30 protein-coding genes, 2 tRNA genes and 1 pseudogene are annotated in these 26,001 nt (G+C 60.3%); 14 read left to right on the forward strand and 19 right to left on the reverse strand.

Annotated features, from left to right (window positions below; all coding sequences use genetic code 11):
* Window positions 1-71 precede the first annotated feature (71 nt).
* Window positions 72-347 carry a MoaD/ThiS family protein gene (locus tag NITMOv2_RS19985; RefSeq protein WP_053381535.1) on the forward strand — a complete coding sequence of 92 codons (276 nt, stop codon included), beginning with the start codon at window positions 72-74 and terminating at the stop codon, window positions 345-347.
* A gap of 152 nt (window positions 348-499) precedes the next feature.
* Here the strand turns inward: NITMOv2_RS19985 and NITMOv2_RS19990 are convergent, their stop codons facing one another.
* On the reverse strand, window positions 500-790 hold the full coding sequence (locus NITMOv2_RS19990) for an HU family DNA-binding protein (RefSeq protein WP_053381536.1): 291 nt from the start codon (window positions 788-790) through the stop codon (window positions 500-502).
* A gap of 294 nt (window positions 791-1,084) precedes the next feature.
* Here NITMOv2_RS19990 and NITMOv2_RS19995 point away from each other — a divergent pair, with 294 nt between their 5' ends.
* Complete coding sequence (locus tag NITMOv2_RS19995) at window positions 1,085-1,645, forward strand: hypothetical protein (RefSeq protein ID WP_053381537.1); 561 nt, start codon at window positions 1,085-1,087, stop codon at window positions 1,643-1,645.
* A 6-nt stretch (window positions 1,646-1,651) separates the two neighbouring features.
* Window positions 1,652-2,254, forward strand: a complete 603-nt coding sequence (locus NITMOv2_RS20000) for a YkgJ family cysteine cluster protein (RefSeq protein ID WP_053381538.1) — start codon at window positions 1,652-1,654, stop codon at window positions 2,252-2,254.
* 67 nt (window positions 2,255-2,321) lie between these two features.
* On the opposite strand, the gene NITMOv2_RS20005 is transcribed toward NITMOv2_RS20000, so the two are convergent.
* The 3 genes from NITMOv2_RS20005 to NITMOv2_RS20015 all read right to left on the reverse strand — a co-directional run bounded on the left by NITMOv2_RS20005 (window position 2,322) and on the right by NITMOv2_RS20015 (window position 4,762).
* The gene (locus NITMOv2_RS20005) at window positions 2,322-3,638 is read right to left on the reverse strand and encodes a GAF domain-containing sensor histidine kinase (RefSeq protein WP_053381539.1); all 1,317 of its coding nucleotides are present in this window, start codon (window positions 3,636-3,638) and stop codon (window positions 2,322-2,324) included.
* 216 nt (window positions 3,639-3,854) lie between these two features.
* Window positions 3,855-4,319, reverse strand: a complete 465-nt coding sequence (locus NITMOv2_RS20010) for a response regulator (protein WP_053381540.1) — start codon at window positions 4,317-4,319, stop codon at window positions 3,855-3,857.
* Window positions 4,320-4,357: 38 nt separating this feature from the next.
* Window positions 4,358-4,762 (reverse strand): response regulator, encoded by a 405-nt coding sequence (locus NITMOv2_RS20015; RefSeq protein ID WP_238590406.1) that lies wholly within the window; start codon window positions 4,760-4,762, stop codon window positions 4,358-4,360.
* Window positions 4,763-5,006: 244 nt separating this feature from the next.
* Between NITMOv2_RS20015 and NITMOv2_RS20020 the strand changes: the two genes are divergently transcribed.
* The 9 genes from NITMOv2_RS20020 (at window position 5,007) to NITMOv2_RS20055 (ending at window position 10,575) form a co-directional block, all read left to right on the forward strand.
* On the forward strand, window positions 5,007-6,362 hold the full coding sequence (locus NITMOv2_RS20020) for a sigma-54-dependent transcriptional regulator (protein ID WP_053382175.1): 1,356 nt from the start codon (window positions 5,007-5,009) through the stop codon (window positions 6,360-6,362).
* A gap of 353 nt (window positions 6,363-6,715) precedes the next feature.
* Window positions 6,716-6,792: transfer RNA gene (locus NITMOv2_RS20025), tRNA-Arg, on the forward strand.
* A gap of 59 nt (window positions 6,793-6,851) precedes the next feature.
* Window positions 6,852-6,927, forward strand: a tRNA-Lys gene (locus tag NITMOv2_RS20030).
* Window positions 6,928-6,988: 61 nt separating this feature from the next.
* Window positions 6,989-7,186, forward strand: a complete 198-nt coding sequence (locus tag NITMOv2_RS20035; protein WP_053381542.1) for a type II toxin-antitoxin system HicA family toxin — start codon at window positions 6,989-6,991, stop codon at window positions 7,184-7,186.
* A 1-nt stretch (window position 7,187) separates the two neighbouring features.
* The gene (locus tag NITMOv2_RS20040) at window positions 7,188-7,400 is read left to right on the forward strand and encodes a type II toxin-antitoxin system HicB family antitoxin (protein WP_053381543.1); all 213 of its coding nucleotides are present in this window, start codon (window positions 7,188-7,190) and stop codon (window positions 7,398-7,400) included.
* Window positions 7,401-7,598: 198 nt separating this feature from the next.
* A complete protein-coding gene (locus tag NITMOv2_RS25205) occupies window positions 7,599-7,841 on the forward strand; it encodes a helix-turn-helix domain-containing protein (protein WP_083448242.1) in 243 nt (80 codons plus the stop codon).
* Between the two features lie 216 nt (window positions 7,842-8,057).
* Complete coding sequence (locus tag NITMOv2_RS20045) at window positions 8,058-8,306, forward strand: type II toxin-antitoxin system HigB family toxin (protein ID WP_202967275.1); 249 nt, start codon at window positions 8,058-8,060, stop codon at window positions 8,304-8,306.
* 13 nt (window positions 8,307-8,319) lie between these two features.
* Window positions 8,320-9,519 (forward strand): ImmA/IrrE family metallo-endopeptidase, encoded by a 1,200-nt coding sequence (locus NITMOv2_RS20050; protein ID WP_053381545.1) that lies wholly within the window; start codon window positions 8,320-8,322, stop codon window positions 9,517-9,519.
* Window positions 9,520-9,534: 15 nt separating this feature from the next.
* Window positions 9,535-10,575 (forward strand): beta family protein, encoded by a 1,041-nt coding sequence (locus tag NITMOv2_RS20055; protein WP_053381546.1) that lies wholly within the window; start codon window positions 9,535-9,537, stop codon window positions 10,573-10,575.
* Here NITMOv2_RS20055 and NITMOv2_RS23070 read toward each other — a convergent pair.
* Together NITMOv2_RS23070 and NITMOv2_RS23075 are read right to left on the reverse strand one after the other, a co-directional pair.
* Window positions 10,529-11,530: a TIGR02391 family protein gene (locus NITMOv2_RS23070; RefSeq protein ID WP_202967276.1), complete on the reverse strand. Its 1,002-nt coding sequence runs from the start codon at window positions 11,528-11,530 to the stop codon at window positions 10,529-10,531. The genes NITMOv2_RS20055 and NITMOv2_RS23070 overlap by 47 nt on opposite strands.
* A 254-nt stretch (window positions 11,531-11,784) precedes the next feature.
* Window positions 11,785-12,144 (reverse strand): annotated as a pseudogene (locus tag NITMOv2_RS23075) (zincin-like metallopeptidase domain-containing protein); the annotation flags it as partial.
* An 80-nt stretch (window positions 12,145-12,224) separates the two neighbouring features.
* Between NITMOv2_RS23075 and NITMOv2_RS25210 the strand changes: the two are divergent.
* Window positions 12,225-13,313 (forward strand): Swt1 family HEPN domain-containing protein, encoded by a 1,089-nt coding sequence (locus tag NITMOv2_RS25210; protein ID WP_053381549.1) that lies wholly within the window; start codon window positions 12,225-12,227, stop codon window positions 13,311-13,313.
* 10 nt (window positions 13,314-13,323) lie between these two features.
* Here the strand turns inward: NITMOv2_RS25210 and NITMOv2_RS20075 are convergent, their stop codons facing one another.
* Window positions 13,324-13,677 carry a helix-turn-helix domain-containing protein gene (locus NITMOv2_RS20075; RefSeq protein ID WP_083448244.1) on the reverse strand — a complete coding sequence of 118 codons (354 nt, stop codon included), beginning with the start codon at window positions 13,675-13,677 and terminating at the stop codon, window positions 13,324-13,326.
* Window positions 13,674-14,012 carry a type II toxin-antitoxin system RelE/ParE family toxin gene (locus NITMOv2_RS20080; RefSeq protein WP_053381550.1) on the reverse strand — a complete coding sequence of 113 codons (339 nt, stop codon included), beginning with the start codon at window positions 14,010-14,012 and terminating at the stop codon, window positions 13,674-13,676. Before NITMOv2_RS20080 ends, NITMOv2_RS20075 begins: the two co-directional genes overlap by 4 nt.
* An 808-nt stretch (window positions 14,013-14,820) precedes the next feature.
* On the opposite strand from NITMOv2_RS20080, the gene NITMOv2_RS20085 reads away from it, so the two are divergent.
* Window positions 14,821-15,825, forward strand: coding sequence for a Fic family protein (locus NITMOv2_RS20085; RefSeq protein ID WP_053381551.1), 1,005 nt, complete (start codon window positions 14,821-14,823; stop codon window positions 15,823-15,825).
* Window positions 15,826-15,928: 103 nt separating this feature from the next.
* Here the strand turns inward: NITMOv2_RS20085 and NITMOv2_RS20090 are convergent, their stop codons facing one another.
* From NITMOv2_RS20090 to NITMOv2_RS20140, 11 genes are all read right to left on the reverse strand, one after another.
* Window positions 15,929-16,258: a HigA family addiction module antitoxin gene (locus NITMOv2_RS20090; protein WP_053381552.1), complete on the reverse strand. Its 330-nt coding sequence runs from the start codon at window positions 16,256-16,258 to the stop codon at window positions 15,929-15,931.
* A gap of 13 nt (window positions 16,259-16,271) precedes the next feature.
* Window positions 16,272-16,514 carry a type II toxin-antitoxin system RelE/ParE family toxin gene (locus NITMOv2_RS25215; protein WP_053381553.1) on the reverse strand — a complete coding sequence of 81 codons (243 nt, stop codon included), beginning with the start codon at window positions 16,512-16,514 and terminating at the stop codon, window positions 16,272-16,274.
* A 126-nt stretch (window positions 16,515-16,640) separates the two neighbouring features.
* Window positions 16,641-17,489, reverse strand: a complete 849-nt coding sequence (locus NITMOv2_RS20100) for an aldose 1-epimerase (protein ID WP_053381554.1) — start codon at window positions 17,487-17,489, stop codon at window positions 16,641-16,643.
* A gap of 269 nt (window positions 17,490-17,758) precedes the next feature.
* The gene (locus NITMOv2_RS20105) at window positions 17,759-19,621 is read right to left on the reverse strand and encodes a polysaccharide biosynthesis protein (protein ID WP_083448247.1); all 1,863 of its coding nucleotides are present in this window, start codon (window positions 19,619-19,621) and stop codon (window positions 17,759-17,761) included.
* Between the two features lie 90 nt (window positions 19,622-19,711).
* Window positions 19,712-20,329 carry a YdcF family protein gene (locus NITMOv2_RS20110; RefSeq protein WP_053381556.1) on the reverse strand — a complete coding sequence of 206 codons (618 nt, stop codon included), beginning with the start codon at window positions 20,327-20,329 and terminating at the stop codon, window positions 19,712-19,714.
* An 8-nt stretch (window positions 20,330-20,337) separates the two neighbouring features.
* The gene (locus tag NITMOv2_RS20115) at window positions 20,338-21,483 is read right to left on the reverse strand and encodes a DegT/DnrJ/EryC1/StrS family aminotransferase (RefSeq protein ID WP_053381557.1); all 1,146 of its coding nucleotides are present in this window, start codon (window positions 21,481-21,483) and stop codon (window positions 20,338-20,340) included.
* Window positions 21,484-21,605: 122 nt separating this feature from the next.
* Window positions 21,606-22,709, reverse strand: a complete 1,104-nt coding sequence (locus tag NITMOv2_RS20120) for a GNAT family N-acetyltransferase (protein WP_053381558.1) — start codon at window positions 22,707-22,709, stop codon at window positions 21,606-21,608.
* A 174-nt stretch (window positions 22,710-22,883) separates the two neighbouring features.
* Window positions 22,884-23,714: a GNAT family N-acetyltransferase gene (locus tag NITMOv2_RS20125; protein ID WP_053381559.1), complete on the reverse strand. Its 831-nt coding sequence runs from the start codon at window positions 23,712-23,714 to the stop codon at window positions 22,884-22,886.
* A 50-nt stretch (window positions 23,715-23,764) separates the two neighbouring features.
* Complete coding sequence (locus tag NITMOv2_RS20130; RefSeq protein WP_053381560.1) at window positions 23,765-24,877, reverse strand: GNAT family N-acetyltransferase; 1,113 nt, start codon at window positions 24,875-24,877, stop codon at window positions 23,765-23,767.
* Between the two features lie 72 nt (window positions 24,878-24,949).
* Entirely contained in the window at window positions 24,950-25,681 is a 732-nt protein-coding gene (locus NITMOv2_RS20135) for a sugar transferase (protein ID WP_083448248.1), read from the reverse strand.
* On the reverse strand, window positions 25,678-26,001 hold the full coding sequence (locus NITMOv2_RS20140) for an acyl carrier protein (RefSeq protein WP_053381561.1): 324 nt from the start codon (window positions 25,999-26,001) through the stop codon (window positions 25,678-25,680). The genes NITMOv2_RS20135 and NITMOv2_RS20140 overlap by 4 nt, the downstream gene beginning before the upstream one ends.

The raw sequence follows: 26,001 nt of genomic DNA on the forward strand, positions 1-26,001 counted from the left end.
TCGACAGCCGGCTGATCTGAGTCAATGCGGGCAGCCGGCCATGCATCGCGACAGGAGGATACCAGGGCACCATGGTCACAATCGTCTTGACGGGACAACTGCAGACGGCGGACGGAGAGCGCGATCTCGCCTGCGACCTCTCCTCGCCGATCACGGTTCGCCAGCTGATTCAGCGGCAGGGATTCCAACTCCGCCATCTCCTCCAGTTATTGAGAGAGAAAAAGGTGCTGGTGACGATCAACAAGAAAATCGCCAGCGAGGATTCCCTGGTGCAGGACGGGGACGCAATCAGGCTGGTCGGACACGACGGGATGGGGGGCAGCGGCTTGGGGCCGTCCCATATGTAAGAGCCCGCCGGATGTTCCCACACTCACAAACACTCACAAACACCAAGGGCCGGGGTCCTTCGGGCCCCGGCCCTTGGTCCGATCCTTCACTGGCGGCGGATGACGCCGCTCACGGCCTCATGGCGCCGCCGGGCGCCGGACAGAATCCTCCGTTACTTCTTGTTGCCGAGGATTGCGTCCTTGGCCACCTTGGCCACGCGGAATTTCACCACGCGCTTGGCCGGAATCTTGATTTCCTCGCCGGTCTGCGGATTGCGACCGATGCGCGCCTTGCGGTTCGCCAGCTTCAGCTTGCCGATGCCGGGGACCGTGAAGACGTTCTTGGCTTCACGATAGGCGAGCGCGGCGAGATCGTCGAGAATCTGCACGACGCCCTTCTTGGTGATCCCGGCCTTTCCGGCCAGGTGATCTGCGATCTGCGACTTGGTCATTGACTTTGCCATTCGGGAACCTCCTTGAGAGTATGAAAGTGACTAGGACTCAATACCTCGCCTGTCTTGAACCAGCCCGGACTCAGCCGTTGTGTCGTGGACGTGCTTGACGCTTCAAGCGGCGAAAACCCGCGAGAGTGTAGCCAAGAGTCCCCCACCTGTCAACGAGAAAAACGCAGGCCTGGCGTGGGGAAAAGCCTACAGGGCCCTCTTGCAGTTCCGCGCGGCGGGACGGTACAGTAGGGCCGACGCTTACCAGGCCGTCCCCGCCGAGGGCGGAGGCCGGCCGATGTTGAAAGGAACGCCATGGGAAAAGAGCTGCCGATTCTTCCCGCGAGCGCGCAGCCGGCGACGGCGGAACAGGCTGAAACTTTTATCTATTCCCGCGTCTTCTGCCAAAAGGAAAACTCGCCGCCGCTGCGGCTGTTGATCGACTTTTTGAAAGCCCGCGGGCAAACCCCGATCGTCCCGTCCAATATCGACGACGCGGCGCTGGACGAATGGGCCTGGGTGCAGGTCGCGCTCGGCTATGCCCGCGACCGCAAGCCGATCCATCTGTTTTGCGTGCGGGACCGCGGCAGCTATAAGGATGTGTTCGACCAGGAAAAGGCCCAGTTCCTCGATTTGCTGACCGCCTACGATGACATTGAATCGCAGCTCGTCACAGAATATGTGACCCGGTGCCGATTCATCCTCACCACCCGCTTCGTCGAAAAGGACATGACGGACGACGGGTACGATTTCAACGGATGGATCCTCGAGTTCTATCAGGATCAATGCAACGGCATCGTGCAGATCGATAATCAAGGCTTCTATTCTCCCAAGGGCGAACTGATCGTCGACATGTCGGTGGCCGTCGAAGACTGATGTCCCGTGCCTCCCTCTTCCGCACCGTTCCGGCTCTTTGAACAGACCGCCCACTGGTTTGCACGGGCCCGCGCCGCGCTGCTGGACGAGCTTCCCTGCCGGCCGGGCTGCCATCGATGCTGCATCGGCCTGTTTCCCGTCACCCTGCTCGATCGAGAGGCGATCAAGGCCGGGCTCTCATCGCTCCCCTCCGCCACACGAGAAGCGATCGTTGACACGGCGGCGCGCCAAGCCGGCATGATCGCCGCGGCCGTTCCGCGGCTGGCCGAGAGCCGCTGTGTCGATCAATGGCCCGATGCAGACCTCGACGCATTGGCCGAACAGTACCGCGACCTCCCTTGCCCCGCGCTGCAGAAAGACGGGAGTTGCGGCGTCTATGCCTTTCGTCCCCTCGCCTGCCGATCCATGGGCATCCCCATCGAGACAGACGGCATCGTGCAGGGCGCCTGTGAAGTCCAGACATCGGTTCCGCTCGTCCGGCTCTCGAGTTCGTTTCGCCGGGAAGAAGACCTCCTCGCGGAGGCGGAGGCCGAACAGTTGGCGGCGCTTCGCCGGAAACGCGGCGCCGACGGCGACGAATTACTGTTGCCCTTCGCGTTCCTGCCCTGACGCCCACCTTCCCCCTCACCCTTCCCCTCTCCCCCCAGGGGAGAGGGCAGAGAAGAGAGGACTCATCCTAGGAGCTTGCGGGCGGCTCAATCGGAAGAACCAGTGTGAAGGTTGTGCCGACGCCGAGCGTGCTGTCGACGGTAATGGCGCCGCCGTGCACGTCGATCACGTCTTTGATGATCTTGGTCCCGAGTCCGGTTCCGCCGGCTTTGCGGCTCTTGGCCTGGGCCGTAAAGAGGCTGTCCCGCACGTCCGGCGGCATGCCGCACCCCGTATCGACGACGCGTAACCAGACACACTGCCGCACCGGATCATGCTTGCCCGCGACCGTGATCGAGCCGCCGGCCGGCACTTCCGTGATCGCGTTGTTCACCAGGTTGTAGAAGGCGTTGAACAGCCGCCGCTCGTCCATCCGAATGGCGGGCAAGGTCTCCAGCCCCTCCGTTTTCAACGCAATCCCCTTGTCCGTGGCAAGCCACCGCACCGTCTCGAAGACCGACTCCACGACCCGCCGCACGGAGCCGGGGGCAAACTCCGGCTCGGCGCTGAGGCCTTTGACACAGTCGGCGATCTGCTTGACATGGTCGAGAATCCGTTGCGTAGACGTCCGGACCATGCCGATCACTTCCGTGCAAAGCTGGAAGCTCGCCTTGGCCTTGTCGAGCGTGAGAGCGGTGTGGCTCGCCAGCAACTCTTTCACTTCGCCTTCGAGCAGCCCCGTCCCGCAGACCACCGGCATGAGAAGATTCTTGATGTCGTGGCCGATGTCCCCGAGCAGCCTCGCCACCTCCGCCAGCTTGGCTTCCTGATGCAGGCGCGCCTGCTCGATCGCCGCGGCGGTGATGGCCGACACGATGGCCAGCAGCGCCACGTCGTCGTCATCCAACCGCCCCGCCCGCTTGTTGAGACAGGTCAGGACGCCGATCGGCTCGCCCCGCCACCGTTTGAGCGGCAGCACGATCATGTCGCGCGTCGGCGTGCCCGTTTGCTCGTCGATGCCCGGAAAATGGCGCCGGTCCGCTTTGACGTTGGCGATCACTACCGGCCGTCCCGAGTGGAACACGTCGCCCGCGATCCCTTGGTCCCAGGGAATCGCCGTGCCGGCCTTCACGCGGCTGACACCCAGCGAATGGCGGAACACCAATTGCCGGGACTCGCGGTCGGCCAATAAGATGGAGCCGCTTTCCGCGTTCACGACATCCAGCGCCGTCTGCAACGCCTTGCCCACCAGCTCGTCGGGCGTCAGGTGCTCGAACAGCGCCTCGCTGACCCGGCGGGCCGCTTCGATTTCCCGCTCACGCCGCAGGAGACGGCGGTCCTCGTCCCGGCGCACCGCGCGCCGGCGGTCGTCTGGTGTCTTGGCGGTTTCGTCACGAACCGTCATGGATGATGGGGGCCGATATCCTCGCTTCCCTTTATGCACTTGGCTTGCCGCCGGCGGGCGGGTTCAGAAGACGCGGAATTCCCGGCGCTTCGATCAATCCCCCCGATGTGGAGCGGGCTCAACCGAATCACATTCGATTCAGCGCTGAGAATCATATGAGATTCACCACGGCGCGGCTTTCGAATGATGAGCGGCCGGGACGACGTAGGCTCTGGGCTAGTCCGACGGCCACAGGCGGGGGAAGATGTAGGGGAAGGGAAACGATGCGGCGCGGCGGGGTGCTCCGGCCCAGCCGTTCGGGCGGCGGTTCCCCGTCGCCCGCTCCACGGCCGCGACCAGCGTCTGCGGCTCGAACGGCTTGAGCAGATAGCCGGCGATGCCCTGCTTGAGCAAGTCGAAGGCCACGGACATGTCGGGCGTCCCCGTCAGGACGAGCAGGGGGGTGGCCGGAAACTCGCGGCGAACTTGCTCGATGGCTTCCACACCGTTCATCCGCGGCATCTCCACATCGCAGATGACGGCGAGCAAGCGATGGCCCTGCCCGCCGTGGTGCATCATCTCGATCGCCATGGCCCCATCGTCGGCTTCGATCACGTCATAGCCGGCCTTCGTGAGCACCAGCCGGACGACGCGGCGAACCGGCCGCTCGTCATCCACGATCAGAATGGTGTTGCGTGTCATAGTGCGCTCCTCTGTTCCTGTAGGCACACCGGCTCTCCTCATATGGCGAACCGATCCTTGTAGACATGCTCCTTCGCCGCCTTGTGCACAGCGGCCAGGAGCGTTTGGGGCGCCACCGGCTTGATGAGATAGTCGGCCACGCCTTTCTTCAGCAGCGTGGTGGCGCGATCCAGGTTGGCGTCGCCGGTCATGACGATGATCGGCACCGAGGGAAACTGATCCTGGAAATACAGGATGGCCTCCACCCCGTTGACCTTCGGCATGTGGATGTCGCACACGACGGCGTCGATCATCAGAGGGTTGTCGCCGGACTTAATGGCTTTGATCGCCTCCTCGCCATCATTCGCATCGATGACCTCGTAGCCCGCTTTCGTCAGCGTGAGCCGTACCGACTTGCGCACCTCCGCTTCGTCGTCGACCACCAATACCCGTCCGAGTCCCATGGTGCCCCTCCCGGTTAAGGCCGCCCACGTCATTGCGAGCCGCTGCCCGGTTGATAGAGCAACCGATGTACCAGCACACCGCGGAGCGCCTTGGAGTGAAGCAAGCGATTGATAGAGCTGCGAAAGCGATGCAAACCCACACAGCTCGAAAGCAGGCGTGGACGCCGGCCGTTTGCGGAACCTTATCGATTCGGATATGGTACTGATCTTCTTGAATGCCGCTCTTCACCGGTCGCGGAGCTCCATGAAACCCCTCGTGCTCGTCGCCGACGATGACCCCGCCGTTCTGAGCGCCCTACGTCTCGGCCTGCAGACCAAAGGCTATGAGGTGCTTTCGGCCGCCGACGGCCCGGCGGCGCTGGAGGCCCTGGACCGGCAGTCGCCCGATTTGGCGTTTGTGGATATCGAGATGCCCGGCTTGAACGGCATCGAGGTGCTCCGGCGCATGAGGAAAGACCGGCCGGCGTTGCCTGTCATCATCATGACGGCACACGGCACGGTGGCCCGGGCCGTGGAGGCGATGAAGGAAGGCGCGACGGATTTCCTGACCAAGCCGTTCGACATCGACCAGATGCTGGTCGTCGTCGAGCGCGCCTTGCGGCAGGAAGACTTGCGGCGGGAGGCGGAAACGCTGCGGTCGGAGGTGGACGGCCGTTATGACATGGCGGCGACGTCCAGTCCGGTGATGCAGCGCGTGATCGACACCCTCAAGAAGGCGGCGCAGAGCGACGCCACGGTCCTGCTGTTGGGCGAAAGCGGCGTGGGCAAGGATCTCTTGGCGCGCTCGCTCCATGCCTGGAGCCCGCGGCGCGAAAAACTCTTCGTGCCGGTGAATTGCGTGGCGCTGTCGGAGGAGCTCCTGGAGTCCGAGCTGTTCGGCCATGAAAAAGGCGCCTTCACCGGCGCGCACAGCCAGAAACTTGGGAAGCTCGAGGTCGCCAGCGGCGGCACCGTGTTTTTGGACGAGATCGGCGACATGAAGCCGGCGCTGCAGGCGAAGCTGCTGCGATTTCTCCAGAATCGGGAGTTCGACCGGGTCGGCGGCACCAGGGCGGTGAAGGTGGACGTGCGTGTGGTCGCGGCCACGAACCGCGATCTCCAACAGGCCGTCAAAGCCGGGACCTTCCGTGCCGATCTGTTTTTCCGCTTGAACGTGGTGAGCCTCACGGTGCCGCCGCTCAGAGACCGGTTGGAAGATGTGCCGCAACTGGCGGAAATCTTCCTCCGTCGCTGCTGCCGGGATATGAAAAAGCCGGCGATGCGGCTCTCGGAGGCGGCCATGAAGAAGTTGACCGGCTATCCTTGGCCGGGCAACGTCCGCGAGCTGGAAAACACCATCGAGCGGGCGGTCGTCTTGAAGAGCGGTTCCACTCTGGAACCGGAGGATGTGTTGCTGCAGGCGGCCGACTTGGTCGGCGAGGCGGGAGAGGCCGGCGCCGAAGGGCTGCTCCCCTACCATGAGTCGGTCGATCAGCACCGGCGGCGGATCATTCGGCGGGCCCTCGATCGCTCCGGCGGAAGCCGAGTTCGGGCCGCTCAGCTGCTCGGGCTGCAACCCACCTACCTTTCGCGGCTGCTGAAGCAGCTGAACATTTCATAAAGTCGGGCGGCCTATTCGCTCCTCCAAATCACTTCGACACACCAGAGTCCAGCCGCCACGATCGACAACGATAAGAAGGTCACGAGGAGTAACATGGTCGCCTCCGTTGTGCTCTTGTCTCTGCTGCCTGGTGTCTCCCTGTCGCAGAGGATAAGCAGATCGCATGCCTCGCCATGACGGCGAAAAAATCGGCATTTCCGAGGATCTCTGGAAGAGAAAATGCCCGGAGGCGCTGCACATCGGATAAGGCCGCTTATCCGATCGGATAGCCGCGGCGGCGTCGTGATGGCCGACCCGCCCGCTGGACAGGTTCCCGAAGGCTGTGCTAAGGTGTCGTTCCTTGCTTGCCAGGAGCGCCTGTAGCTCAGCTGGATAGAGCATCAGCCTCCGGAGCTGAGGGCCACAGGTTCAAATCCTGTCAGGCGCACCACCAGCAAGCAGGCAGGGACCGCGAGCAAGATTCTTCCAGACCGACATACCGACCTAGGTGGGCCGTTAGCTCAGTTGGTAGAGCAGCTGACTCTTAATCAGCGGGCCGTAGGTTCGACCCCTACACGGCCCACCAAACCGCACGTCTTGCAACTCGATTGTTTGGAATCTGCGAATGACTGCGCTATCCTCACGCCGTGAAAGTTGGGGATATCCTCGACAGATTGCGACAAGACGGCTGGTTCCTCGTTGCGACGAAGGGCAGTCACCGACAGTTCAAACACCAAACTAAACCAGGTCGCGTGACCGTTGCCGGCAAGCTCAGCGACGACTTGCCTCCTGGAACGTTGAATAGTATTTTTAAGCAAGCTGGCTGGAAGAAGGGGATGAACTAAGGTGCGTTATGCGGTCGTGATTGAGAAAGCTCCGTCGAATTATGCCGCCTATGTTCCGGACCTGCCTGGCTGCGTTGCGACGGGTTCCACCGTGGCGGAAACTGAAACCCTGATTCGAGAAGCCATCGAATTTCATTTGGAGGGTCTGAAAGCAGACGGCCTCCCAATCCCCCCGCCGAACAGCCAAGTCGAATACGTCGATGTCCCAGCCTGAGACTACATCGCGATAAGATCGTCTTGACCATTAAAGTCTAAAAACAAGGCGGCGCTTTTGTGCGTGCCTACCACAAAAGACTCCCGACACCTTTTCTTTTCAGACACCTTTTCTTTTCAGGACGTACGAAGACCACGGCGACGAATTCCTGGATCGTCCTCGCTGAGTGGACAGCTTAGCGAAGTGGATGAATAAAGCTTGGGCGCTACAGTTAGGCACCAGCCTCCGCTCTATACGAAACTTAAAACGTTAAGTAGCCTGTCCCTCTTTTTCCTCCCCGAATACACCGGGCTCTCAGTCCACACCCTCTACACCATGGTCAGCCAACGCCGAATCCCATACGTCAAGGCAGGTCGGCTGACCAAATTTGATCTCAAAGCTATCGATGCATGGATTGAGAGAAGCTCGGTGAAGCCCCTCTCACGAATGGTCCTGAAATAGCCACTGCGAACTCTTTCCTCTCTCGTGAACTGGACAAACCTTACTATGGCAAGACCACCTCGTTTTTGGATAAATGGCTTAGACAGTTACATTAATCAGTGTTTACATATACTTATGAAATTCCCAAAATGGGAATATTTATCTTGATCCCTTTATGGGAACAGGATACAATTTGCATCCATGCAGCTTGTGGGATTGAAGGTTCTTCATGAGTTCATGAAACAGCACCTCGACATTCAAGGTCCTCTCGAAACATGGATTCAGGAAGTCCGTGAAGCTTCGTGGAAAACAACGCTGGAAATAAAAGCTCGCTATGCCAGTGCAAGTTTCCTGTCCGACAACCGCGTGATCTTCAATGTGAAGGGGAATAAATATCGGTTACTCGTGAAAGTTGGCTTCAATCTTCAGACCGTACTCATACAGAGGATTGGCACGCATGCAGAATATGACAAATGGGATCTCTGACAGAGGGGCACACATGAAAGTGATAAAGACCGAAGCAGAATATCGTTCTGCCTTGGAAGAGATTGAGAAGTTAATTGGCCTCGACCCTACGCCTGGCACCACAGAAGCGGACACGGCTGAACTTCTCACCACCCTCGTACAGGCCTATGAAGCGAAGCATTTTCCAATTGGGCTTCCCGATGCTGTTACGGCAATTCGGTTCAGGATGGAGCAGCAGAACCTCTCCCAGAATGATCTCATTCCATACCTTGGAACCAGAAGCAGGGCGTCTGAAATCCTGGCAGGGAAGCGGCCTCTTTCCTTGTCGATGATTCGCGCGCTTCACTATGGACTAGGGATACCGGCTTCGGTCCTGCTTCAAAAACCATCGGCCAGCCAGAAAGAGCAGGACATTGATTGGAAGAAGTTTCCGGTCAAAGAGATGATCAAACGGGGCTGGATACAGGCGACTTCAATCAACCAGGACAATATTCGCGAAGTCTTGCGAGATTTCTTTGGCCAAATCACACCCTCGCCAGCTATGGCCAATGTCTACCTAAAGAAAGACCACGTTCGTTCCCACAGACCTGTTGATTACTATGCCTTAGCTGCATGGAGCACGCGAATTCTTATCTGCGCAAAGGATCTTCCTGGTCTTGCCCGATATCAACCCGGAGTCATAAATCTCGATTTCCTTCGCACCGTGGCGCGATTGAGCCGATCAACAGATGGACCGTTACTTGCGCGTGACTTCCTGCTGCAACATGGAATCGCTGTAGTGATCGAAGAACACCTTCCAAAAACCTACATCGACGGTGCAGCCCTGATGGCGCCTTCAGGGCAACCGGTTATTGGACTCACTCTTCGACGAGACAGGATTGACAACTTCTGGTTTGTCCTCATCCACGAGTTAATTCATATCTGGCGGCATGTGCTTAGTCCAAGTTCTGTATTTTTTGATGATTTCGATGAAGAGGGAAACACCGATCGACAAGAAAAAGAAGCTGACGAGCTTGCACGTGAAGCACTAATACCGCGAAGGGTATGGGAGAGAAGCCATGCAAGAGTGCTCCGCTCTCCAGACGCTGCAAAGTTATTAGCGGATGAGTTGAATGTCCATCCCGCAATCGTAGCTGGAAGGATGAGATGGGAAGCTAAGAACTACAAAATTCTGAATCAAATGATTGGGCTGGGTCAGGTCAAATGTCTCTTTCTAGAGAGGTCAATCGCCTAAAAAGGAAGGTGGCTGATGTTCGACCACTCCCATTACGTACCCGTTCTTCGATGGAAACAAGCAGAACAACACGCCCTACGCGATTTGTTCCCCTGGGTGAAGTCAAAACTCACTCCGCTTATCGAAGCGCCGGAGTGGGGGCCAAAAAGCTCGGGGCCGCTGCTCAAGTATCCGGCCTCTCTTCTCAAGATGTGGGGAACAGCGCCTTTCTTCTTTGACTTTGGCCCATTCTCGTCAGGAATTTCCGCGGACACCCTCGAAGAGTTTTTCGCTGAATCCATGAGCCGTGGTTTATCAATGATTCCGACAGTAGGGCTAGCAAGCAATGCAGTCCTGCTTGATGCCGTTGCCAATGAGAACAAAGAGGATGGCCAAGAGGCCTGTATTCGATTGTACCGAGACGACATAAATCGATCAGACCTGAATGCTGCATTGGAAGAATTGCTAGACCGGCTGAGATTCCAGGAGTCCGCCGTGAATCTGTTGATTGATTTGAAGGTCCACCAGCCTTCAGACTCGGTCCTAGCCCCTCTTCTCTTTCAGATACCAAAGATTACGAAGTGGCGGACCCTCACGGTCGTTTCGGGATCATTCCGGGAGAATCTCACGGGAGTTCCGGTTGGGCGTCATGAATTCCCTCGTAATGAATGGACAGCGTGGTTCACATCAGTAAAGAACCACGCACTCCCGCGAAAGCCGACTTTCGGAGACTACGCGATTCTCCACCCGAAGCTGGTCAAACCGAAACCAAATCTAAATGTGAGCGCGAGTATTCGTTACACATCGTTCGACTACTGGGTTGTCATGAAAGGGGAAGGGTTGCGAAACAAGAGTGGGGCTGGATTTGCACAATACCCAGCAAATGCCGACCTCCTCATGATGCAACCTGAATTTTGTGGAGCCTGGTTCAGTCCGGGAGATCGTTACATTTCCGAGATCGCTCTTAAAAAGAAGCCGACCGGAAATCCAAAAACCTGGCTTCAAGCAGGCATCAGTCACCACCTAGCTTTCACGACCGATCAGATGACGAAAATGTTTGTGTCCTTACGCGGCTAGATAGCCTGAGGACTCGTCGTTGATCTTCTTGGCGCGGGCAGGAGCCGGAGCTGGTGTCTAGGGGTCTGGGGAGGTCAGCTTCCCGGTTTTGGCATACACGTTCTACGGAATCGGAAGGTGGCTCCAGGAGAAAGGGCCTCGACCGCGAGGTCAGGGAACTTTCCGTATCAGGGCGGCATCGAGCCGTCGATGGATGAGAGAGGCTAGGGATTAGGAGGTCTTCGGCGTCTTCCTTGCTCATAGCCCATAAGATGCGGGCTTCGTGGGCGGTAATGTTTCTGAACATGCCGAAGGTTCCTTTGACGAGGTTGGCAAATCCACGCTGTTCGCTCTTCAAGCTTTCTGTGGACAAGGAATTGAAGGCGAGAATTGGATTGCCTCCAGCCAGGGCTTTATCCACTAAGTCGGCTCCATCGTGCGACAGTCCGGTTCTGGATCGGAGTTTGTCGGCGATACTCTTGGTTGCTTCGAGCACGGCATGAAAATAATTGTCGGCGACAAGCTCGGCACGGCAGAAACGCAAAATGTCCGGGTGCACGCCGCGGGTGGTGAGGTCGGCCCGCAGCTCTTGAGCTCGCCGTTCGGCCTCGGTGAGTGTCTGAGCCGGAGTGACGCTGTACAGTTTTCCAGTTGCATCGACAGCGAGACCAGAGAAAGCAAGGGCGCGATTGACGTTGGCGCGCAGGGGCTCGAAACGATGAGAACATCTGGCATAGCGTTCCGGCTTGAGAGCTTGTCTTATAAATTCAAGGATGGCGCGGCGGTTCTGACTCTTGTTTTGGCGCTCAACGAAAGCATTTTGCAGCCGCTTCCACTTGGTGTTGGTTGGGTCTGGGTCTGCCATTTTCAAGGAAGCGAGAATATGACCTATTTCCGATCCTGTTAACCCCTCCGATGTGTCAGCGAGCGCCTGCGCGATAGCTTCTATCTCGCTCTGAGAGAATGTTTGCTCCATGGTGGATTATCTTTGAGAGTTGATGCGGGAAGCGCGCATGGACCCCCGCGGGCTTACGCTCGTGGTTCCCTTAATTACGAACTACGCTCGTCCTGCTGCGCAGGACCATGCTCTCATCCCCGTCTTCACAGACAGGGAACTCCCGCTGGATTAGATGGTGGATGATTGCCCGTTTTTGTTTCTGTTTCAAGTTCTTTGGTAGGAAATCTTGAAAACTATCTCATTTTCCCGGACGAGAAAGTCGCGGGCCGCTGTCAGGCGGCCTGCTCTGCCGGCGGCGACTGGATCCGCTGGAGAAAATCGGCGGCGCGTTGCGCGTGGGCCGCGGCCGAAAAGATGGCGCGTTTGTCGTCCTTGAGGATCTTGAGCCAGTGGCCGAGATACGCGGCGTGGTCGTCGCGGATGTCGGGCGTGATGCCGAGGTCGGCGCAGAGGAAGGCAGAGCCAAGTTCGGCGACCAATTCCTCGCGCGCATAGCCTTCGTCGCCGAAGCGTTGCCGGCCGAAGTCGCGGGCGAGACGTTTTTCGTGATGCGTCCAGTGTGTGAGCTCGTGGAGCGCGGTTGAGTAGTAGCTTTCCTTATCCTTGAAAGCCTCAAAAGGCGGTAGCTGCAGGTCAGTTTGGGGTCAGATAGAGGTGGCCCGGATTTGACAGACACCTTTGAATGGGGACAGGATCCCCAAGGAGGTGTCCGATGGGTGCACGCAAGCAGTTCACGCCGGAGTTTAAACGTGAAGCCGTCCAGCTGTTAGAGAGCGGGAGTCGCCCCGCCTCCGAAATCGCCCGGGAATTGGGCATTGCCCTGGTAGCTGTGATGAAGGTAGCTCAGCAAGACTGGATGGAGGATATGTCTTCAGTAGCGACTGGTTTCAAGAGTGAGTTGCATAAATGGGCACTCCAACCGACGCCCATCGAAAAGGCCATCGAATCGTTGAAAAAGAATCTTGCAGCAGAGGCTGCTTCCATGGTTGCAGGATTGGAAACAACGCTTGCAGCTTCAGCCTTCAAGGATAGTCCCACACAAACAGTCCTGGATGCGATGAAGCAGGATTGGGACCCAATAGCAAAAGCCTTGAAATCGGCTCAAGAAAAGTGGGCCGTGGAAACCGACACTTTTGCCAAAATTGCTGACTCATGGCGAAAGGAACTAGCCAGGGAAAGGGCTTCTTGGGCAACAACCTGGAATCCGGTACAAGTTGCGTGGGCATTAGACACCACTCGGTTCTTGCGCACGTTTGAGCTACCGAGAATGCCGAAGATAAGTCTAGATCCCGCATGGGAGGCACCTGTTTTTCTAGAGACGCTCGAGCTCCCGAGAGCACCCCAAGTTGCGCCAAAAACCATCTTGGCGCGTAGACCATTCAAAAACTATCGGATGGCTGAGTCCTACGATCTACTATCAGATTTTGAGCGTGACCTACGGGACTTTATCCATGACGTTATGTTCGAAGTATTCGGTACGGGTTGGGAGAAAAGCCGACTTCCAAGCGGCATGTATGGGAAATGGGCGGAAAAGCGTCAAAAGGCGAGGGCCTCGGGAGAATCCTCGGAGCGATTGATCGACTATGCCGATTTCACAGACTATGTAAGCATCATCAGCCAGAACAATAACTGGAACGAGGTATTCCGGTCACAATTCGGACGCCTTCAATTTGTCCAGGAATCACTATACCGACTTCAACCAGTCCGGGTGTGCACCATGCATTCGCGGATTCTGACACGAGAGATGTGGCTGATACTCCAGACCGAAACCATGCTTCTGTCGGAGAGAATGTGGAACTAGGCTAGCTGACTCACGCTGGTATCTTCTGGATTCTGGTACCCTTCGCCCGCACCGTGCCCCGCCGTCTCCCATGGGGAGCCTTACGAACCGTCACTTCTATGTCTTGGCCTAACAGGGATAGGAAATGGACGAGGCGTTCAATGGAAAACCCAGCCATCTGTCCGGCCAAAAGCTTGGACACCTTCGCTTGATCAATCCCCAACTGCACCGCTGCCTCAACCTGTTTCCATCCTCGTCCCTTGATCGTTTCTTGCAGTGCTTGGAGCAGGCTGCTCTTGAGAATCAGCTCAGCGGACTTTTCCTCGGAGAATCCCAAATCCCGAAACACGTTCCCACTGCCTTTGGTGACGGTTGCGCGTGTCATAGGTCTTGCTCCTTCCTCCACTTCAACAAGTCGGCATATCGTCCCTTGGCTAGCTGAATATCGCCTTTCGAAGTCTTCTGAGACCGTTTCTCGAAGACATGCAGCACGTAGACCGCCTCTTCAAATTTCGCTACATAGAGAACCCGATACGTCCCGCTTTCCTCCCAGACCCGGATTTCGTTGACGCCAGGCCCAACCGACGGCATCGGCTTCCAATCATCCGGTTCTTTCCCCTGCTGCACCTTGAAGAGCTGATGCCCTGCCGTCTCCCGCGCGTCTTCGGGAAACTCTCGCAGATCCTCCTTCGAAGATCCGGCGAAATGAACGGGCTTCATTAGCCCAGACCCATTGCCGATACCATACTCATCATATGCCTATATGATACTCATATGATGAACATATTATGCCATAACTAGCATATTGACAAGAGGCCCGCTGACCGTTGTGAAGCGGGCCAAGAAGAGTCATCACAATTTGGCTGCTTCTTAGCACAAAGGCCCGCTGACTTTCGGCGTTCCGATCAAAGTCAGCGGGCCTCTGTTGTGATAAACCGTGATGGAGGGGGTCGAAATCACAAACCCTATCGACTCCATCGAATCTATAGGGCGCTCGGAACCGACTGAAACACCAAAAGAACGGGGAAACCGTTGACCGATCAAACCGTTGTGAAAATGTCCCCTGAACGATCTCTTAATCAGCGGGCCTTAGGTTCGACCCCTACACGGCCCACCAAACCGAATTTCGTTCGTACCGGCGGCTCTTCAGGCGCAGCCTCTTATCAATGGACGCCGCCGGATACCCCTCCAGTAGATCATCGAAGCTTCGCTTGAGCCGCCGTGTTCGATCAAATCGCGGCGGATAGGTACTTCGCCTCCAACGGATTAAGTTACACTTCTTGCGACCTATTGATCATTTGGAATCTGCGAATGACTGCGCTACCGGCTCGGCGACCACGCCCTCTCGTCAAACCGCCGGCTACGCATCCCTGGAATCGGTTCGGCATGTTCGCGCACCGACAGCCCCCAGAGGCGATCCCATGAACCGGACATTTCTATTGTGGCAGGAAGCGGACATTTCTAAAGTCGGTGGACAGAGGTTGACTCATAACTTGACTTATACTTGACTTATATTTACCCTGCCACCATGGCCTTGCACCCCACGTTCACCATTACCGCTCATCTCTTAACCACGATCGAAGAAATCTCCGCCTTTCGGGAAAAAATTCTCGCCGCGACGGTACAAGTCCCCTGGATCCCTACCCTTCAAAAGGACGCTCGCATCCGAAACACCCACAGTTCCACTGCGATTGAAGGCAATCCGCTCACGCTGGAACAAGTCCGCCTCTTGGAAGAGGGGCACGTCCTGCCGACAGAGCCCCCACGCGCCACCCGAGAAGTGCTCAATTACCTTGCCGGTCTTCGCTACATTGAGAAGCACGTCGCCAAGAAGTCGATCACCCATAAGGATGTCTTGAAACTTCACACGATCATTGCCAAAGGGGTGATGGACCAGGGAAAAGCCGGCCGATACCGCGACATTCAGGTGTATGTAGGCCGGTACACACCACCTTCCCCTGACTTAGTCAGCGGGTTGATGGCTAAGCTGTTGGAATGGTGGAACGAGCAATCTTCTAAATGGTCACCGGTCGTCTCTTCGGCCATTGTCCATTATCAATTCGAGGACATCCATCCGTTCGCGGATGGAAACGGACGAACAGGTCGGGCGCTTGCACTCTGGGAACTCTACCGGCGTGGATTTGATACGCATCACATTTTTTCCGTCGATGAAGTCTACTGGGAGAATCGTCCGAGATACTATGAGGCCTTGGCCGGGGTGCGAAGGCAGGGCGGCGACCTCAGCGGATGGTTGGAATATAGTGCCGAGGCCCTGCATCTGACTCTTGAAAAAGTGTGGGATCGAATTCAGCATCTCACCGCACGTGCCGGTCCAAAGAAAATTGTGCTACGCCCCAAGCAGGAGCAGTTACTCCGTCTGCTGAGGGATCGGAAAAGCCTGACCCCGCAGGAAATCCGCAACGGCATTGGCGTGTCAAAGCAAGGGGCGATGGATGTACTCAAGCCCTTGCTTGAAGCTGGCCTCATCCAACGGGTGGGAACCAAGAAGTCAGGACGCTACATTCTTTCGTGATGCCTGCATTGCGCCACCGAGCAAACCAACTCAGCAGCCTGTTCCTCCGAGAACCCCAAGTCTCGAAGTACATTCCCGCTGCCTTCGGTCACCGCCGCCCGCTTCATAAGCTTGACGCCGATGCAAGGGCCTCCCTGCACTCCTCAATATGCTTCCTCACCCTGCCCGGCAGGGCTTGTTCGGCCAGACGCAACTCATACGTCTTTTGCAGATTCATCCAGAATTCAGCCGTCGTATTGAAGAACGTAGCCAGCCGCACTGCCGTATCGCCCGTAATGCCGCGCTGGCCTTTGATAATCGCCGTGATCCGATTCGCCGGCACATCAAGGGCCTTGGCGAGTGTATTGGCGTTAAGCGGAGGAGCTGACGGCTTCATAAACTCTTCCAACAGAATTTCCCCAGGGTGAACCGGACGCATGCCGTTCTTCATCATGATGCGGTCTCCTTCAGAGGTCATCGGTAATCTCGACATCGTGGGGCCCGTCTGTCATCCAGACGAAACAGATCCGCCATTGATCGTTAATTCGGATACTGTGCTGCCCGGCTCGATTCCCCTTCAACTTCTCAAGCCGGTTACCCGGTGACCCGAGGTCTTTCAGATCCGATGCGCTGTCGAGCATCACGAGTTTCCGCTCAGCAACTTTCTTGAAGCCCGAGAATTCTCTGATCGTCTCTCCCGCAAAGAACAGTCTCGTTCTCCTGTCCCGCCCGCTAATCCTTTCGCAGCCGGATGGCGTACAGACCCGTGAACGTCTCGTCCGGTTGCAGCCGCGTCAGTCCCCACTCGGGATGGTTGAACGCGTCGGAGGCGCAGGTCATGGGTTCGATGGCGAGGGCTTGCCGGGCCGCCCTGGGAATGGCGTCGCCGGTGTAGACCACGATGGCGGAGAAGGACTGGTCCATGACCACCTCGATCGTCCGGCCGGTTTTCGGATGGCGGACGAGGCGCGGCTCAAGCCTTGCGCGTCGCGCTCCAGATCCACGTAACAATGGTTGAACCGCCGGTCGCCGACGGGACGGGGCTCCCGATAGTCCCACTCGGTGCCGGCGGCCGGGATGATCGTGCCGGTCGGCGTAAGCCGGTCGTTGAATTCGAGGTATCCCTTGCCCGGGATACGCGCTTCGGCTTCGTCGATAGCCGCCGTCCCCACGGTGAAATAGGGATGGAATCCCACGCCGACCGGCGCAGGGCTCGCTCCAACGTTGTGCACGGCAAACGAGCAGGAGAGCCCCGTCCCGTCCAGCTCGTAGCGGACTCCAATGTTCAGGGAAAAGGGATAGCCGCGGGGGCCGTAATCCGCCGCTGTGAGCTGCACCTCGAATTCCGCCACATCGGCGCCCGCGTGACGCACCCTCCATGGCAGCGTCCGCACGAATCCGTGAATCGCGTTCGGCCCTTCTTTGTCGTTGCGCTCCAACTGGTAGGAGCGCCCCGCGAAGGTATAGCGACCGCCGGCGATCCGCCCGGGAAAGGGAATGAGCACATCGCCCTGCCCGCCCTTCTTCTGCGCCGCTCCAGCATAGCCCCACACGATATCCGTTCTGGCGCCGTGCGGCTCGACCACGAAATAGCGGCGGAGCGCCGCGCCCCAGGGCGACACCACGGCACGTTGCCGCTCGTATGACAGCGTGAGCTCGGTATCCGGTGTGACGGTGGGGCTCATACCCACCATCTCTATACGAACCCCTCCACCGCTGCAACTCTCCGGGGGAGAGGCAGTTGGAAGTGATCCTGTAGACCGACGGGCGTGTGGTCGTGAAGAAATCGGCAGGCGAGATGATCGTGACGCAGGGTGAGCGGGGGCGGAGTTGCGGGGATTGCTGGCGATGGCGACTGGAGGCGTGGCCGATCGTCGAGGCGCCGGTGGAGGTGGAGTTCGGACGCCATCCGAGCCGGGCGACTCGGGCCGCGGGCGGAGGCGGGTCTATCGCCTCACGCGGCGCGCAGGACGGAGGTTCGGCTGGTGGCTTGGAAGGTGGGCACGAGGAGAGCCATGCTGGCCAGCACTTCCTCCGTCTTTTGCAGATGCGCCATGCGTTCCAATTCCGCGATGGCCACGGCCAGCCACTCGTGCGGCGGAATCTGGTTCGGGCACACCCTGAGGATCTCCTTCGACGACGAGGGCATGACGGTCTCATCCGGCCCCACGAGCTCCTCCGACAGTTTCTCGCCCGGCCGCAGACCCGTAAACCGGATGGGAATGTCGCGGTCGGGCACGAAGCCCGACATGCGGATCAGATGGCGGGCCAAATCCTGGAGCTTCAGCTGCTGGCCCATCTCAAGCACGTAGATGGACCCTTGCTCCGCGAGCGCGGCCGCGTGGAGGACCAGCTCGACCGCTTCCGGAATCAGCATGAAATACCGTTCCACGTCAGGATGCGTGACCGTCACCGGTCCGCCGGCTTTGATCTGCTGCAGAAAATGCGGCACGACGCTGCCGTTGCTGCCGAGCACGTTGCCGAACCGCACGGTCGTAAAGGTCGTGCGGCTGGTGCGCGCCATGTCCTGGATGATCAGCTCCGCCACCCGTTTCGTGGCGCCCATCACGCTGGAGGGACGGACCGCTTTGTCGGTCGAAATCATGATGAACCGCTCGACGTCCATGTCGCTCGCCAGGGTGGCGGCCATGCGGGTGCCCATGACGTTGTTCTTCACGGCCTCGCAGGGATTCCACTCCATGAGCGGCACGTGCTTGTGGGCGGCGGCGTGAAACACGATGTGGGGGGCGTACGTTTCCATCGTCGCGCGCAGCCGCGCGTGGTCGGTGACGTCGCCGATCACGGGATAGACGTGCGGCGGAGGCAGGCCCCGGGAGAGCTCGCCGTGGATGGCATAGAGATTGTTCTCGTACCGCTCGTACAGAATGAGCGCGTCGGGACCGTAAGCGGCGATCTGCCGGCACAGCTCCGATCCGATGGAGCCGCCCGCCCCCGTGACCAAGATGCGTTTGCCCCGCACGAGCGCAGCCGGCCGGGAGCGATCGAGGCCCACCCGCGGCCGGTGCAGCAAATCTTCGACCGAGAGGTTCCGCAACTGATCGACCTCCGATTTGCCGTCCAGCAACTGGCTCAGGTCGGGCAGGATCTTGACCGACACCTTGTAGCCCAGCAGGAGCTTGGCGATCTCCCGGATGGTGCCCGACCGGGCGCTCGGCATGGCGATCAGCACGACGTTGGGAGCCGCGGCCTTCATAATCGCGGGCAGCTGCGCGCGCGTGCCGAGGACTTTCACCCCGTGGATGCGTTGCCCCGTTTTGCGGGGCTCGTCGTCGACGAAGCCGACCGGCCGGTAGCCGAACGACCGGTTCTGGCGCAGCTCGCGCACCAGCCGTTCGCCGGCGTCGCCGGCTCCGTAGATCAGCACCCGCTTCTGATCGGCCGACGAGGAGGACGCATGCCGCAGGCGCCACGCCATGCTCATCCCGCCGGCCAACACGATCAGCAGCAGGGTGTCGATCAGATAGACGGACCGCGGATAGTCGGCATGGCCGAAGCCAAAGCGGACGATCACGATAAAGACCGCCGTCCCGCTCAGGCTGGCGCCCACCAGATTCACCACGTCCCAGAGACTGGCGTATTGCCAGACGGTACTGTGCAGCCTGAACGGAAAGGACATGGCGAGACGCACGAGGATCAGGGCCGGGAGGGTACCGAGGAACAGCTGCATCGCCCATTCCGGGATATCCCCGTCAAATCGCAGCCAAAACGCCGAAAAGTCGGCGGCACAGATCAAGGCCAGAAACGTCACGAGCTTCCCGAGTGATTTCCCTCTCCAGACTTGTTTTATAAGCGACATACGCAGCCTTTGATGCAGGGGTTGGGAAACCGCCGGGCTCCGATCCGGTTGACGGCAGCCGCGGCGACAATCAAGAGGAACGCGCTTTTCCTACGGGCGAAAGCCGGCGGTTTGGTGCGGACACCGGCTCGGCTCGAGTCGTTCCATGCTCCAGTCGTAGGCGGCCGGTGCCACGCGGGCCAGCACGGCCGCCCCGAGACTCGGAAGGTAAGACGCCGCTTCTTTGACGATAGAGCGTGACGCGGCGCCCGCGTCGGGGGTCGCCAGGAACTGAATGTCGATGCCGGTGCCGGCAAAGACGATGGCAAAGATGGCCGACGCGCGGGCCACATGGTACCGGGACGTGACGACGATCGCCCGCGTGACGCCCTCTTCTTCGAAGAGGCGGCGCAGCACGACCGCTTCGTCGACCGTATGGCGCACGCCGGTGGCGCAGGCGGGACCGGGGCCCGACCGGCGCAGACAGCGCGGATCCACCAGCGTCGACCAAACGGCGGGAGCGACGCCGCGGCTCCACAATATCCGCGCGTACGCGTTTCGATCCGAGCTGCCCGCCAGCGGCACGATCACGTCGGCGGTGAGGCGGTCCGGACGCGAGCCCGTCGCATGGGCGGCGACATAGGTCAGCCCCAGCCAGAGGAACAGGGCCGCCAGCGCCGCCAGGCCTCCGCCGATCACGGTGCCGATCAACGAAACCCGCCGTAACATGGTCCGTCTCATACGGCCTGGGTCTGCGGCACGCGGTAGGCCAGCAGCCGTTCGACCTCCGTACACACGCGGTCGATCTCCCCCTCGGTCATGTGGGAATAGAGCGGCAGCGCCAGCCCTTCGCGGCCGGCCTTGTCTGTCTGCGCCAATTCTGCGCTCAGCCGCATCGGATGCCGCTGGAAGAGGGACTGCGCGTGGACCGGCGGATAGAAATAGCGCTTTGTTTGGATGCCGCGCCGCTTCAACTCGTCGTACACTTCGTCGCGGGACCGACGCGCGCCGGAACCGATGAACAGGACGAAATAATTGCCGCTGGTAGTGCGGTCGTACGGGAACTGCTGGAGCCGGCATCCCGGGAGCGCGCCCAGGCGATCGCGATACAGGGCGATGCGCTCCCGGCGGGCCTTCACCAGCTCATGGACACGCCGGAGTCCCGCCAGCGCGACGGCCGCATGGAGCTCGCTCAGGCGCGCCGACAGCCCGAGATGGATCATCTCCTCCCCTTTTTCGGGGTCCTTGCCGTAATCGCGCATCGAGCGGACGCGATCGGCGACGGCCGGATCGTTCGTGGTCAGCAAGCCGGCCTCGAGGCCGGTCACCACTTTGGTCGGACTGAGCGAAAACACCTCGCAGGCTCCGAACGCGCCCAGCGGCTGTGACTTGTACGTGGCGCCCAGTCCTTGCGCGCTGTCGAAATAGACCGGAATGTTCGCGCGCCGGCCGATGTCGAGCAGGGCGTCGATGTCCGGGGGCAGGCCGTAGATCGTGACGCCGCAGATGGCGCCCGTAAGCGGCGTCAGGTTGCGCTCCACGTCCGCCGGATCCAGCGTGCAGGTGCCCGGCAGGCACTCGCAGAAGACCGGCACGAGGCGGTTCCACAGCAGCGCCTGGGCGGTCGCCGCAAAGGTAAAGGACGGGACGATGACTTCCATGCCCGGCCGTAGCCCCAGCGCCTGGGGCACCAGCATGAGGCCGGCGGTACAGGAGGACAGGGCCACCGCATACCGCGCGCCGGTGTGCCGGCACGCTTCTTCTTCCAGGCTCCGCACGGTCGGACCGACGGTCACGACGCCGGCGTCCCAGCCGGTGCGGATCATTCCGAGCACGTCGTCCAAGACAGGCAATGTCGGTCGGATAATCGGCATCATGGTCATAAGAGCCTCCAGTAATGGTGAAACGAGCGTCGACAATCGTGGAGAAGCGGAATCAGCTCAACGGTGAGTAGCTGATGGCCGTGAGGCGGCGCGCGGGACTGCGGGGCGCCGGCCGGAGAGTCTTAACAGCCCGACAGCGTGACCGACTGCGGCGACTCGCTTCTCGGCATGGCGGGCGGCCCGTTGGGCAGGCACCGATAGGCGGGGAAGAAATCCCCGTTGGCGGCGGCCCGGCGCACCGAGTGGGCCATTTGCTGCAGCGCCGCATGTTTGCGCTCATCGATCACGAGGCGATAGGTATAGAACTCTCCCCGTGCCGGCGAGAACCCGGCCTTGAAATGGAACAGCGAATCTTCCACGGCGCCGACCCCGCCGCCGAGATGCAGGATGTCGTACGCTTGTTCCTGCGACCAACGCCAGATGAAATCCATCGCCAGTTTCGACGGGGCGAGCGGCAAGTATCGGTCCGCACTGCCGCCCAGGTGGTATTCCACAATCCCTTCGGTGACGATGAGCAGGCTGCCCGCCGCCAGCTCCCCGCTCGGGCTCAGCACGCAGGCCAGGTGGACTCGCGGCCCGAGCTTGTCCCGCAAGGACTCGAAGTACCGAGGAGAAAAGAAATAGGACTGGGGCGCCCCCACCCGGCGCATCGTGGCGTGGTACATGTCGACGAACTCCGGTAAGCGGCTCCACTCGTCGAGGCTGCACTGGAACCCGGATCGGACGAGCCGTCTGATGTTCCGCCGGTGATTGGACGACACCTGCAGCCAGACGCTCTCCTTTGGCGTGGACAAATCGATGAACACGGTGCGTCCATGCCGGACCAGGCGGCCGGCCGGCTCCAAGGCTTCGCGATGCAGAGGAAACAGCGGGTGCAACCGAATGAAGGCCGACACGATGCCGCGCGCGCGGGCCGCCGAGCGAAACGCGTCGAGGAAGGGTTCCCACCGTTCTTCTGACGGCGACGTCACGATGCCCGAGTATCCATAGGGAGACGCGCAGTCGAACCAATCCGCCGGCGCGTTGAGCGCGGCCGGGATGGGCCGGACGAGCAGCGGGATCAGACAGGCCGCCTGTCCGTCTTCGGCGTAGAACGCCGTCGGAAGCGCGTCCTCGTCGGCCGCGGCGATTTCCGCGTACTCCGGCAGGTGATAGCAGTCGTGCTTGGTGTTCTTGAGAAACTGTCTCCATCGCGCGTCGTCATGGCTGATAAAGTCCGCGTTCATGCAAGCCCCCTTTTCTGTTTACGCCCACAACGGTACGGCGTGACGAACGCCGTGCCGGATGCGACGGCCCGCCGCTTCGCGGCAAGCCGGCCCGGTTCCCTCCATGTGCTTCCATCGAAACGATGCGGTACGGCGACACACTGAGGTCGCAGCACGCGCTGTGGTGAGCTGGCCCTACGACGATCGGCGAACCTTGGATTCGAGGCAAGCCATGACGTCCTCGCAGGGCGCCGTCAAGCGTTCGCTTCGGGCCACGATGGATCCTGATCGGAGGACGACGATCGGGACTTCCGTAGCCGGCCCGACGCACAGGAGTTGTCGCTGGGGATCGAACCGTGCCAGCTCCTCCAGCGCCGCGACATCGTCCAGTATGCCGAAGGTCCCGCATCGGAAGAGCCGTTCGCCGAGTCGGCCGACGCGGTAGGTTCCCGTCGCGGTGGAAAGAGTGAACTGCGAGAATCCATAGCGCGCCTGCCGGGCCTGCGCCTCGGCCCACTCGCTCGGGAGATCACGGCCAGACCGTGGCCCGCCGGCCGGCAACGGCAGTTGGATCCACGCGAACTCCTGTTCCTGTCGCATGTTCCAAGAGCGATACCAGGCCACCGCCCTCGGCGTGTCGTCGAAGACGTCCAAGAGAAGGCACGACTCCCCGGAGCGTCTGATCCGGCGCAGGCCGTCCAGGACCAAGGCCGAGCCGATGCCGCGTCCGCGAAGTTCCGGCGCCACATACAGATGGTCTAGATGGAGGCTGCCATCCGCGTGCCGCCAGGCGGACGTTCCCATCACCCGTCCGTCGAACACCGCGACCACGTATTCCTGTGCGCCGCCGGCGGCGAGCTCGTCCGCCACGAAGCGGCCGAGGCGGGGGCTGCACATGATCGTGATCCGGCGCACGGTATCGCTGACTCCCTCGCGCATGAGGGTGGCGATGCGCTCGCCGTCTTGCGGAACGGCGGGGCGGATGAGCGTTCCCGCGCATCCGATGTCTTCCTTCATGTGCCGCATAGGGCTTCGTGTGGTCCCGATCCGGTACGCGAGCGGACTGAACGGCCGTGTCAGGCTGCGGGAGCGACGGCGGTGGACGACAACACCGCGCGATAGGCGGGGAAAAATTCCCCCCTCGGCGACCAGGCGCGGCCTCGCTCGTGCTCCCAAGCCGCGCGCCGGTCGAGGAGGCACTCATAGAGAGAACCGTTGAGGATTCTGGTGCCCACGCAAAACGATCGTGCCCGGTCTGGCGCGTAGCGCTGTTTGTAGCGGAAGAGGCTGTCGGCGGCCGCCTCATAGCCACCGCCGAGGACCACATAGCGTTTGCCCTGCGTGGTGGCCCAGAGATTCACCGCATGGCGCAACAGAGGGTTGGCGCGGACCGGCATACCTTCTTCAAGCGTCCCGTTCAGGAACGAGTAGAGGTAATCTTCGGACACCAAGAGCAATTCGGTCGAGAGCACCCGCTCACCGTGCACCGCGTGGAACAACACCGCCTGTCCCGGCAGTTGCCCCATCAAGGATTCGAAAAACGTTCGGGGGAAGTAGTACATGGGCCGGGCTCCCAGACGGTCCATCGTCGAGTAATACACGCCGAGAAAGTCGCCCAGCCGCCGACACTGCACGTCCACCTCGACCGTCACGCCGGCCCGTTCGGCTTGCCGCACGTTTTTCCGCGCGGCCTTGTCATAGCTCTCGAGGAGCCGGTCGGCCGGCAGATCGAGCGAAACGACGACGGCCGGACCTTTCACCACCGTCTCGCCTTGGAAGGGAATCAACCGGTCCGGGAACAACGACAAGCGCGTGAAGAGAGACACCGCCTTGACGTTCTGTGCCCAGCGGTCGAACCCGGACCAAAACGCGTCGGCCGAATACCGCCCCCATCCGAACGGCCCGCCGTATCCGTAGGGAGACGCGAGGTCGCAGGCGTCCTCCTGCTCCTCCCCAACCCAGGGTTCGAGCCGGAGCGGACGGACGATCAGCGGGAACAGAACGGCGCCGTCCCCGCCGGCCTGGCAGGCGCAGATGGTCCGCTCTTCCGCGCGCGCGAACAGCTGTACATAGCCGGGATGGGCCACGACGTCCCGCTGCGGCCAGGCCTCCCAGAGAGCGAGCCACTGCGCCCGCTGTTGTGGAACAGCGGCGTCCAACAGTAGGAACCTGTCTGCGCCGTCGGTCATGATGTCTTGGCGACACCCGCTCGGCCCGCGTATCCGGAGAAGAACTCCGATCTCATGATCCGGGGAATGCGGTCACAGATGTACGGCAGGGTCGGTGTGCGCCGGAAGTCGTTGATCGGAGGACGGCCCCTGGAATTCGCCTTCCCAGGCCGGATCGTCGGGATGCACGATGCCCTCGCGCTTCAGCACCTTCCATGGGGTCATCAAGAGGATCTTGCAATCCAGCCACAGCGACCGGTGGTCGACGTACCACACGTCCAGAAGAAACCGCTGTTCAAACGTGGCGGTGTTGCGTCCGTTCACCTGCGCCCAGCCCGTGAGCCCCGGCGGCACCAGATGTCGCCGCCGCTGCTCGGGCGTATAGCGGTCCAGATATTCCATCAAGAGCGGCCGCGGGCCCACGAGGCTCATCTCGCCCTTCAGCACGTTGAGCAGCTCCGGCAGTTCGTCCAGGCTCGTGCTGCGCATGAATTTGCCGAATCGTGTCAATCGGTCGCTGTCGGGAAGCAAACGGCCGTCCGGGCCGTGCGCGTTCGTCATGGTCCGAAACTTGTAGAGACGGAAGGGCCGCTCGTACAGACCCGGGCGCCATTGGGTGAAGAACACCGGTCGGCCGTGGAGCACTGCGCTGATGAGCCCGATCACCGCGACGAGAGGCAGAAGGAGCGGGAGGCACGCCAGCGTGACGGCGAGGTCCAGGAGTCGCTTGCCAGGAAAGAGGTTTCCCGCCCTGGCGCATGCGGGGATCTCTCTTTGACCGCCCGGTGGGAGCCCTGTCTTCTTTTCTGCGAAAACCGTCGTCATGCCGCTGTCCCCACCTTGACGGCGCCGGCCAGACCGGCCGCATCCTGTGCCGGATGGACATGCGCTCGACCTTGGACCGTTTCCAGCTGACCAATAAATGCCACGATGCTCGCAATCGATCGGAACTGGTCCAGATCCACTGTCTCTACGGCGATGGTGACGCTCCAGTCTCGTTCCAGTTGAAACAGCAACTCGACAAACACGAGGCTGTCCATCAGCCCTGTCTCAATGAGATCGGTTTCAGGGGTCGGCACGTCGATCTCCAGCTTGTCCCTGAAGAACTCCATCAGCCGATGCTGCATCTCCGCGTGAGTGGCCAT

The sequence above is a fragment of the Nitrospira moscoviensis genome (assembly GCF_001273775.1).
GTDB classification, from domain to species: Bacteria; Nitrospirota; Nitrospiria; order Nitrospirales; family Nitrospiraceae; genus Nitrospira_D; species Nitrospira_D moscoviensis.

What these genes read in the sequence shown, in the direction of transcription:
- NITMOv2_RS20080 (WP_053381550.1), bottom strand. Translation starts at nt 14,012, where the DNA reads ATGAAGCCCGTTCATTTCGCCGGATCTTCGAAGGAGGATCTGCGAGAG.
- NITMOv2_RS20010 (WP_053381540.1), bottom strand. Translation starts at nt 4,319, where the DNA reads ATGACACGCAACACCATTCTGATCGTGGATGACGAGCGGCCGGTTCGC.
- NITMOv2_RS20045 (WP_202967275.1), top strand. Translation starts at nt 8,058, where the DNA reads ATGAAACAGCACCTCGACATTCAAGGTCCTCTCGAAACATGGATTCAG.
- NITMOv2_RS20075 (WP_083448244.1), bottom strand. Translation starts at nt 13,677, where the DNA reads ATGACACGCGCAACCGTCACCAAAGGCAGTGGGAACGTGTTTCGGGAT.
- NITMOv2_RS20110 (WP_053381556.1), bottom strand. Translation starts at nt 20,329, where the DNA reads ATGTTACGGCGGGTTTCGTTGATCGGCACCGTGATCGGCGGAGGCCTG.
- NITMOv2_RS19985 (WP_053381535.1), top strand. Translation starts at nt 72, where the DNA reads ATGGTCACAATCGTCTTGACGGGACAACTGCAGACGGCGGACGGAGAG.
- NITMOv2_RS20020 (WP_053382175.1), top strand. Translation starts at nt 5,007, where the DNA reads ATGAAACCCCTCGTGCTCGTCGCCGACGATGACCCCGCCGTTCTGAGC.
- NITMOv2_RS20120 (WP_053381558.1), bottom strand. Translation starts at nt 22,709, where the DNA reads ATGAACGCGGACTTTATCAGCCATGACGACGCGCGATGGAGACAGTTT.
- NITMOv2_RS20050 (WP_053381545.1), top strand. Translation starts at nt 8,320, where the DNA reads ATGAAAGTGATAAAGACCGAAGCAGAATATCGTTCTGCCTTGGAAGAG.
- NITMOv2_RS20005 (WP_053381539.1), bottom strand. Translation starts at nt 3,638, where the DNA reads ATGACGGTTCGTGACGAAACCGCCAAGACACCAGACGACCGCCGGCGC.
- NITMOv2_RS23070 (WP_202967276.1), bottom strand. Translation starts at nt 11,530, where the DNA reads ATGGAGCAAACATTCTCTCAGAGCGAGATAGAAGCTATCGCGCAGGCG.
- NITMOv2_RS20015 (WP_238590406.1), bottom strand. Translation starts at nt 4,762, where the DNA reads ATGGGACTCGGACGGGTATTGGTGGTCGACGACGAAGCGGAGGTGCGC.
- NITMOv2_RS20100 (WP_053381554.1), bottom strand. Translation starts at nt 17,489, where the DNA reads ATGAGCCCCACCGTCACACCGGATACCGAGCTCACGCTGTCATACGAG.
- NITMOv2_RS20135 (WP_083448248.1), bottom strand. Translation starts at nt 25,681, where the DNA reads ATGACGACGGTTTTCGCAGAAAAGAAGACAGGGCTCCCACCGGGCGGT.
- NITMOv2_RS19990 (WP_053381536.1), bottom strand. Translation starts at nt 790, where the DNA reads ATGGCAAAGTCAATGACCAAGTCGCAGATCGCAGATCACCTGGCCGGA.
- NITMOv2_RS20130 (WP_053381560.1), bottom strand. Translation starts at nt 24,877, where the DNA reads ATGACCGACGGCGCAGACAGGTTCCTACTGTTGGACGCCGCTGTTCCA.
- NITMOv2_RS20055 (WP_053381546.1), top strand. Translation starts at nt 9,535, where the DNA reads ATGTTCGACCACTCCCATTACGTACCCGTTCTTCGATGGAAACAAGCA.
- NITMOv2_RS19995 (WP_053381537.1), top strand. Translation starts at nt 1,085, where the DNA reads ATGGGAAAAGAGCTGCCGATTCTTCCCGCGAGCGCGCAGCCGGCGACG.
- NITMOv2_RS20105 (WP_083448247.1), bottom strand. Translation starts at nt 19,621, where the DNA reads ATGTCGCTTATAAAACAAGTCTGGAGAGGGAAATCACTCGGGAAGCTC.
- NITMOv2_RS20140 (WP_053381561.1), bottom strand. Translation starts at nt 26,001, where the DNA reads ATGGCCACTCACGCGGAGATGCAGCATCGGCTGATGGAGTTCTTCAGG.
- NITMOv2_RS20115 (WP_053381557.1), bottom strand. Translation starts at nt 21,483, where the DNA reads ATGACCATGATGCCGATTATCCGACCGACATTGCCTGTCTTGGACGAC.
- NITMOv2_RS25210 (WP_053381549.1), top strand. Translation starts at nt 12,225, where the DNA reads ATGGGTGCACGCAAGCAGTTCACGCCGGAGTTTAAACGTGAAGCCGTC.
- NITMOv2_RS20085 (WP_053381551.1), top strand. Translation starts at nt 14,821, where the DNA reads ATGGCCTTGCACCCCACGTTCACCATTACCGCTCATCTCTTAACCACG.
- NITMOv2_RS20090 (WP_053381552.1), bottom strand. Translation starts at nt 16,258, where the DNA reads ATGATGAAGAACGGCATGCGTCCGGTTCACCCTGGGGAAATTCTGTTG.
- NITMOv2_RS20125 (WP_053381559.1), bottom strand. Translation starts at nt 23,714, where the DNA reads ATGCGGCACATGAAGGAAGACATCGGATGCGCGGGAACGCTCATCCGC.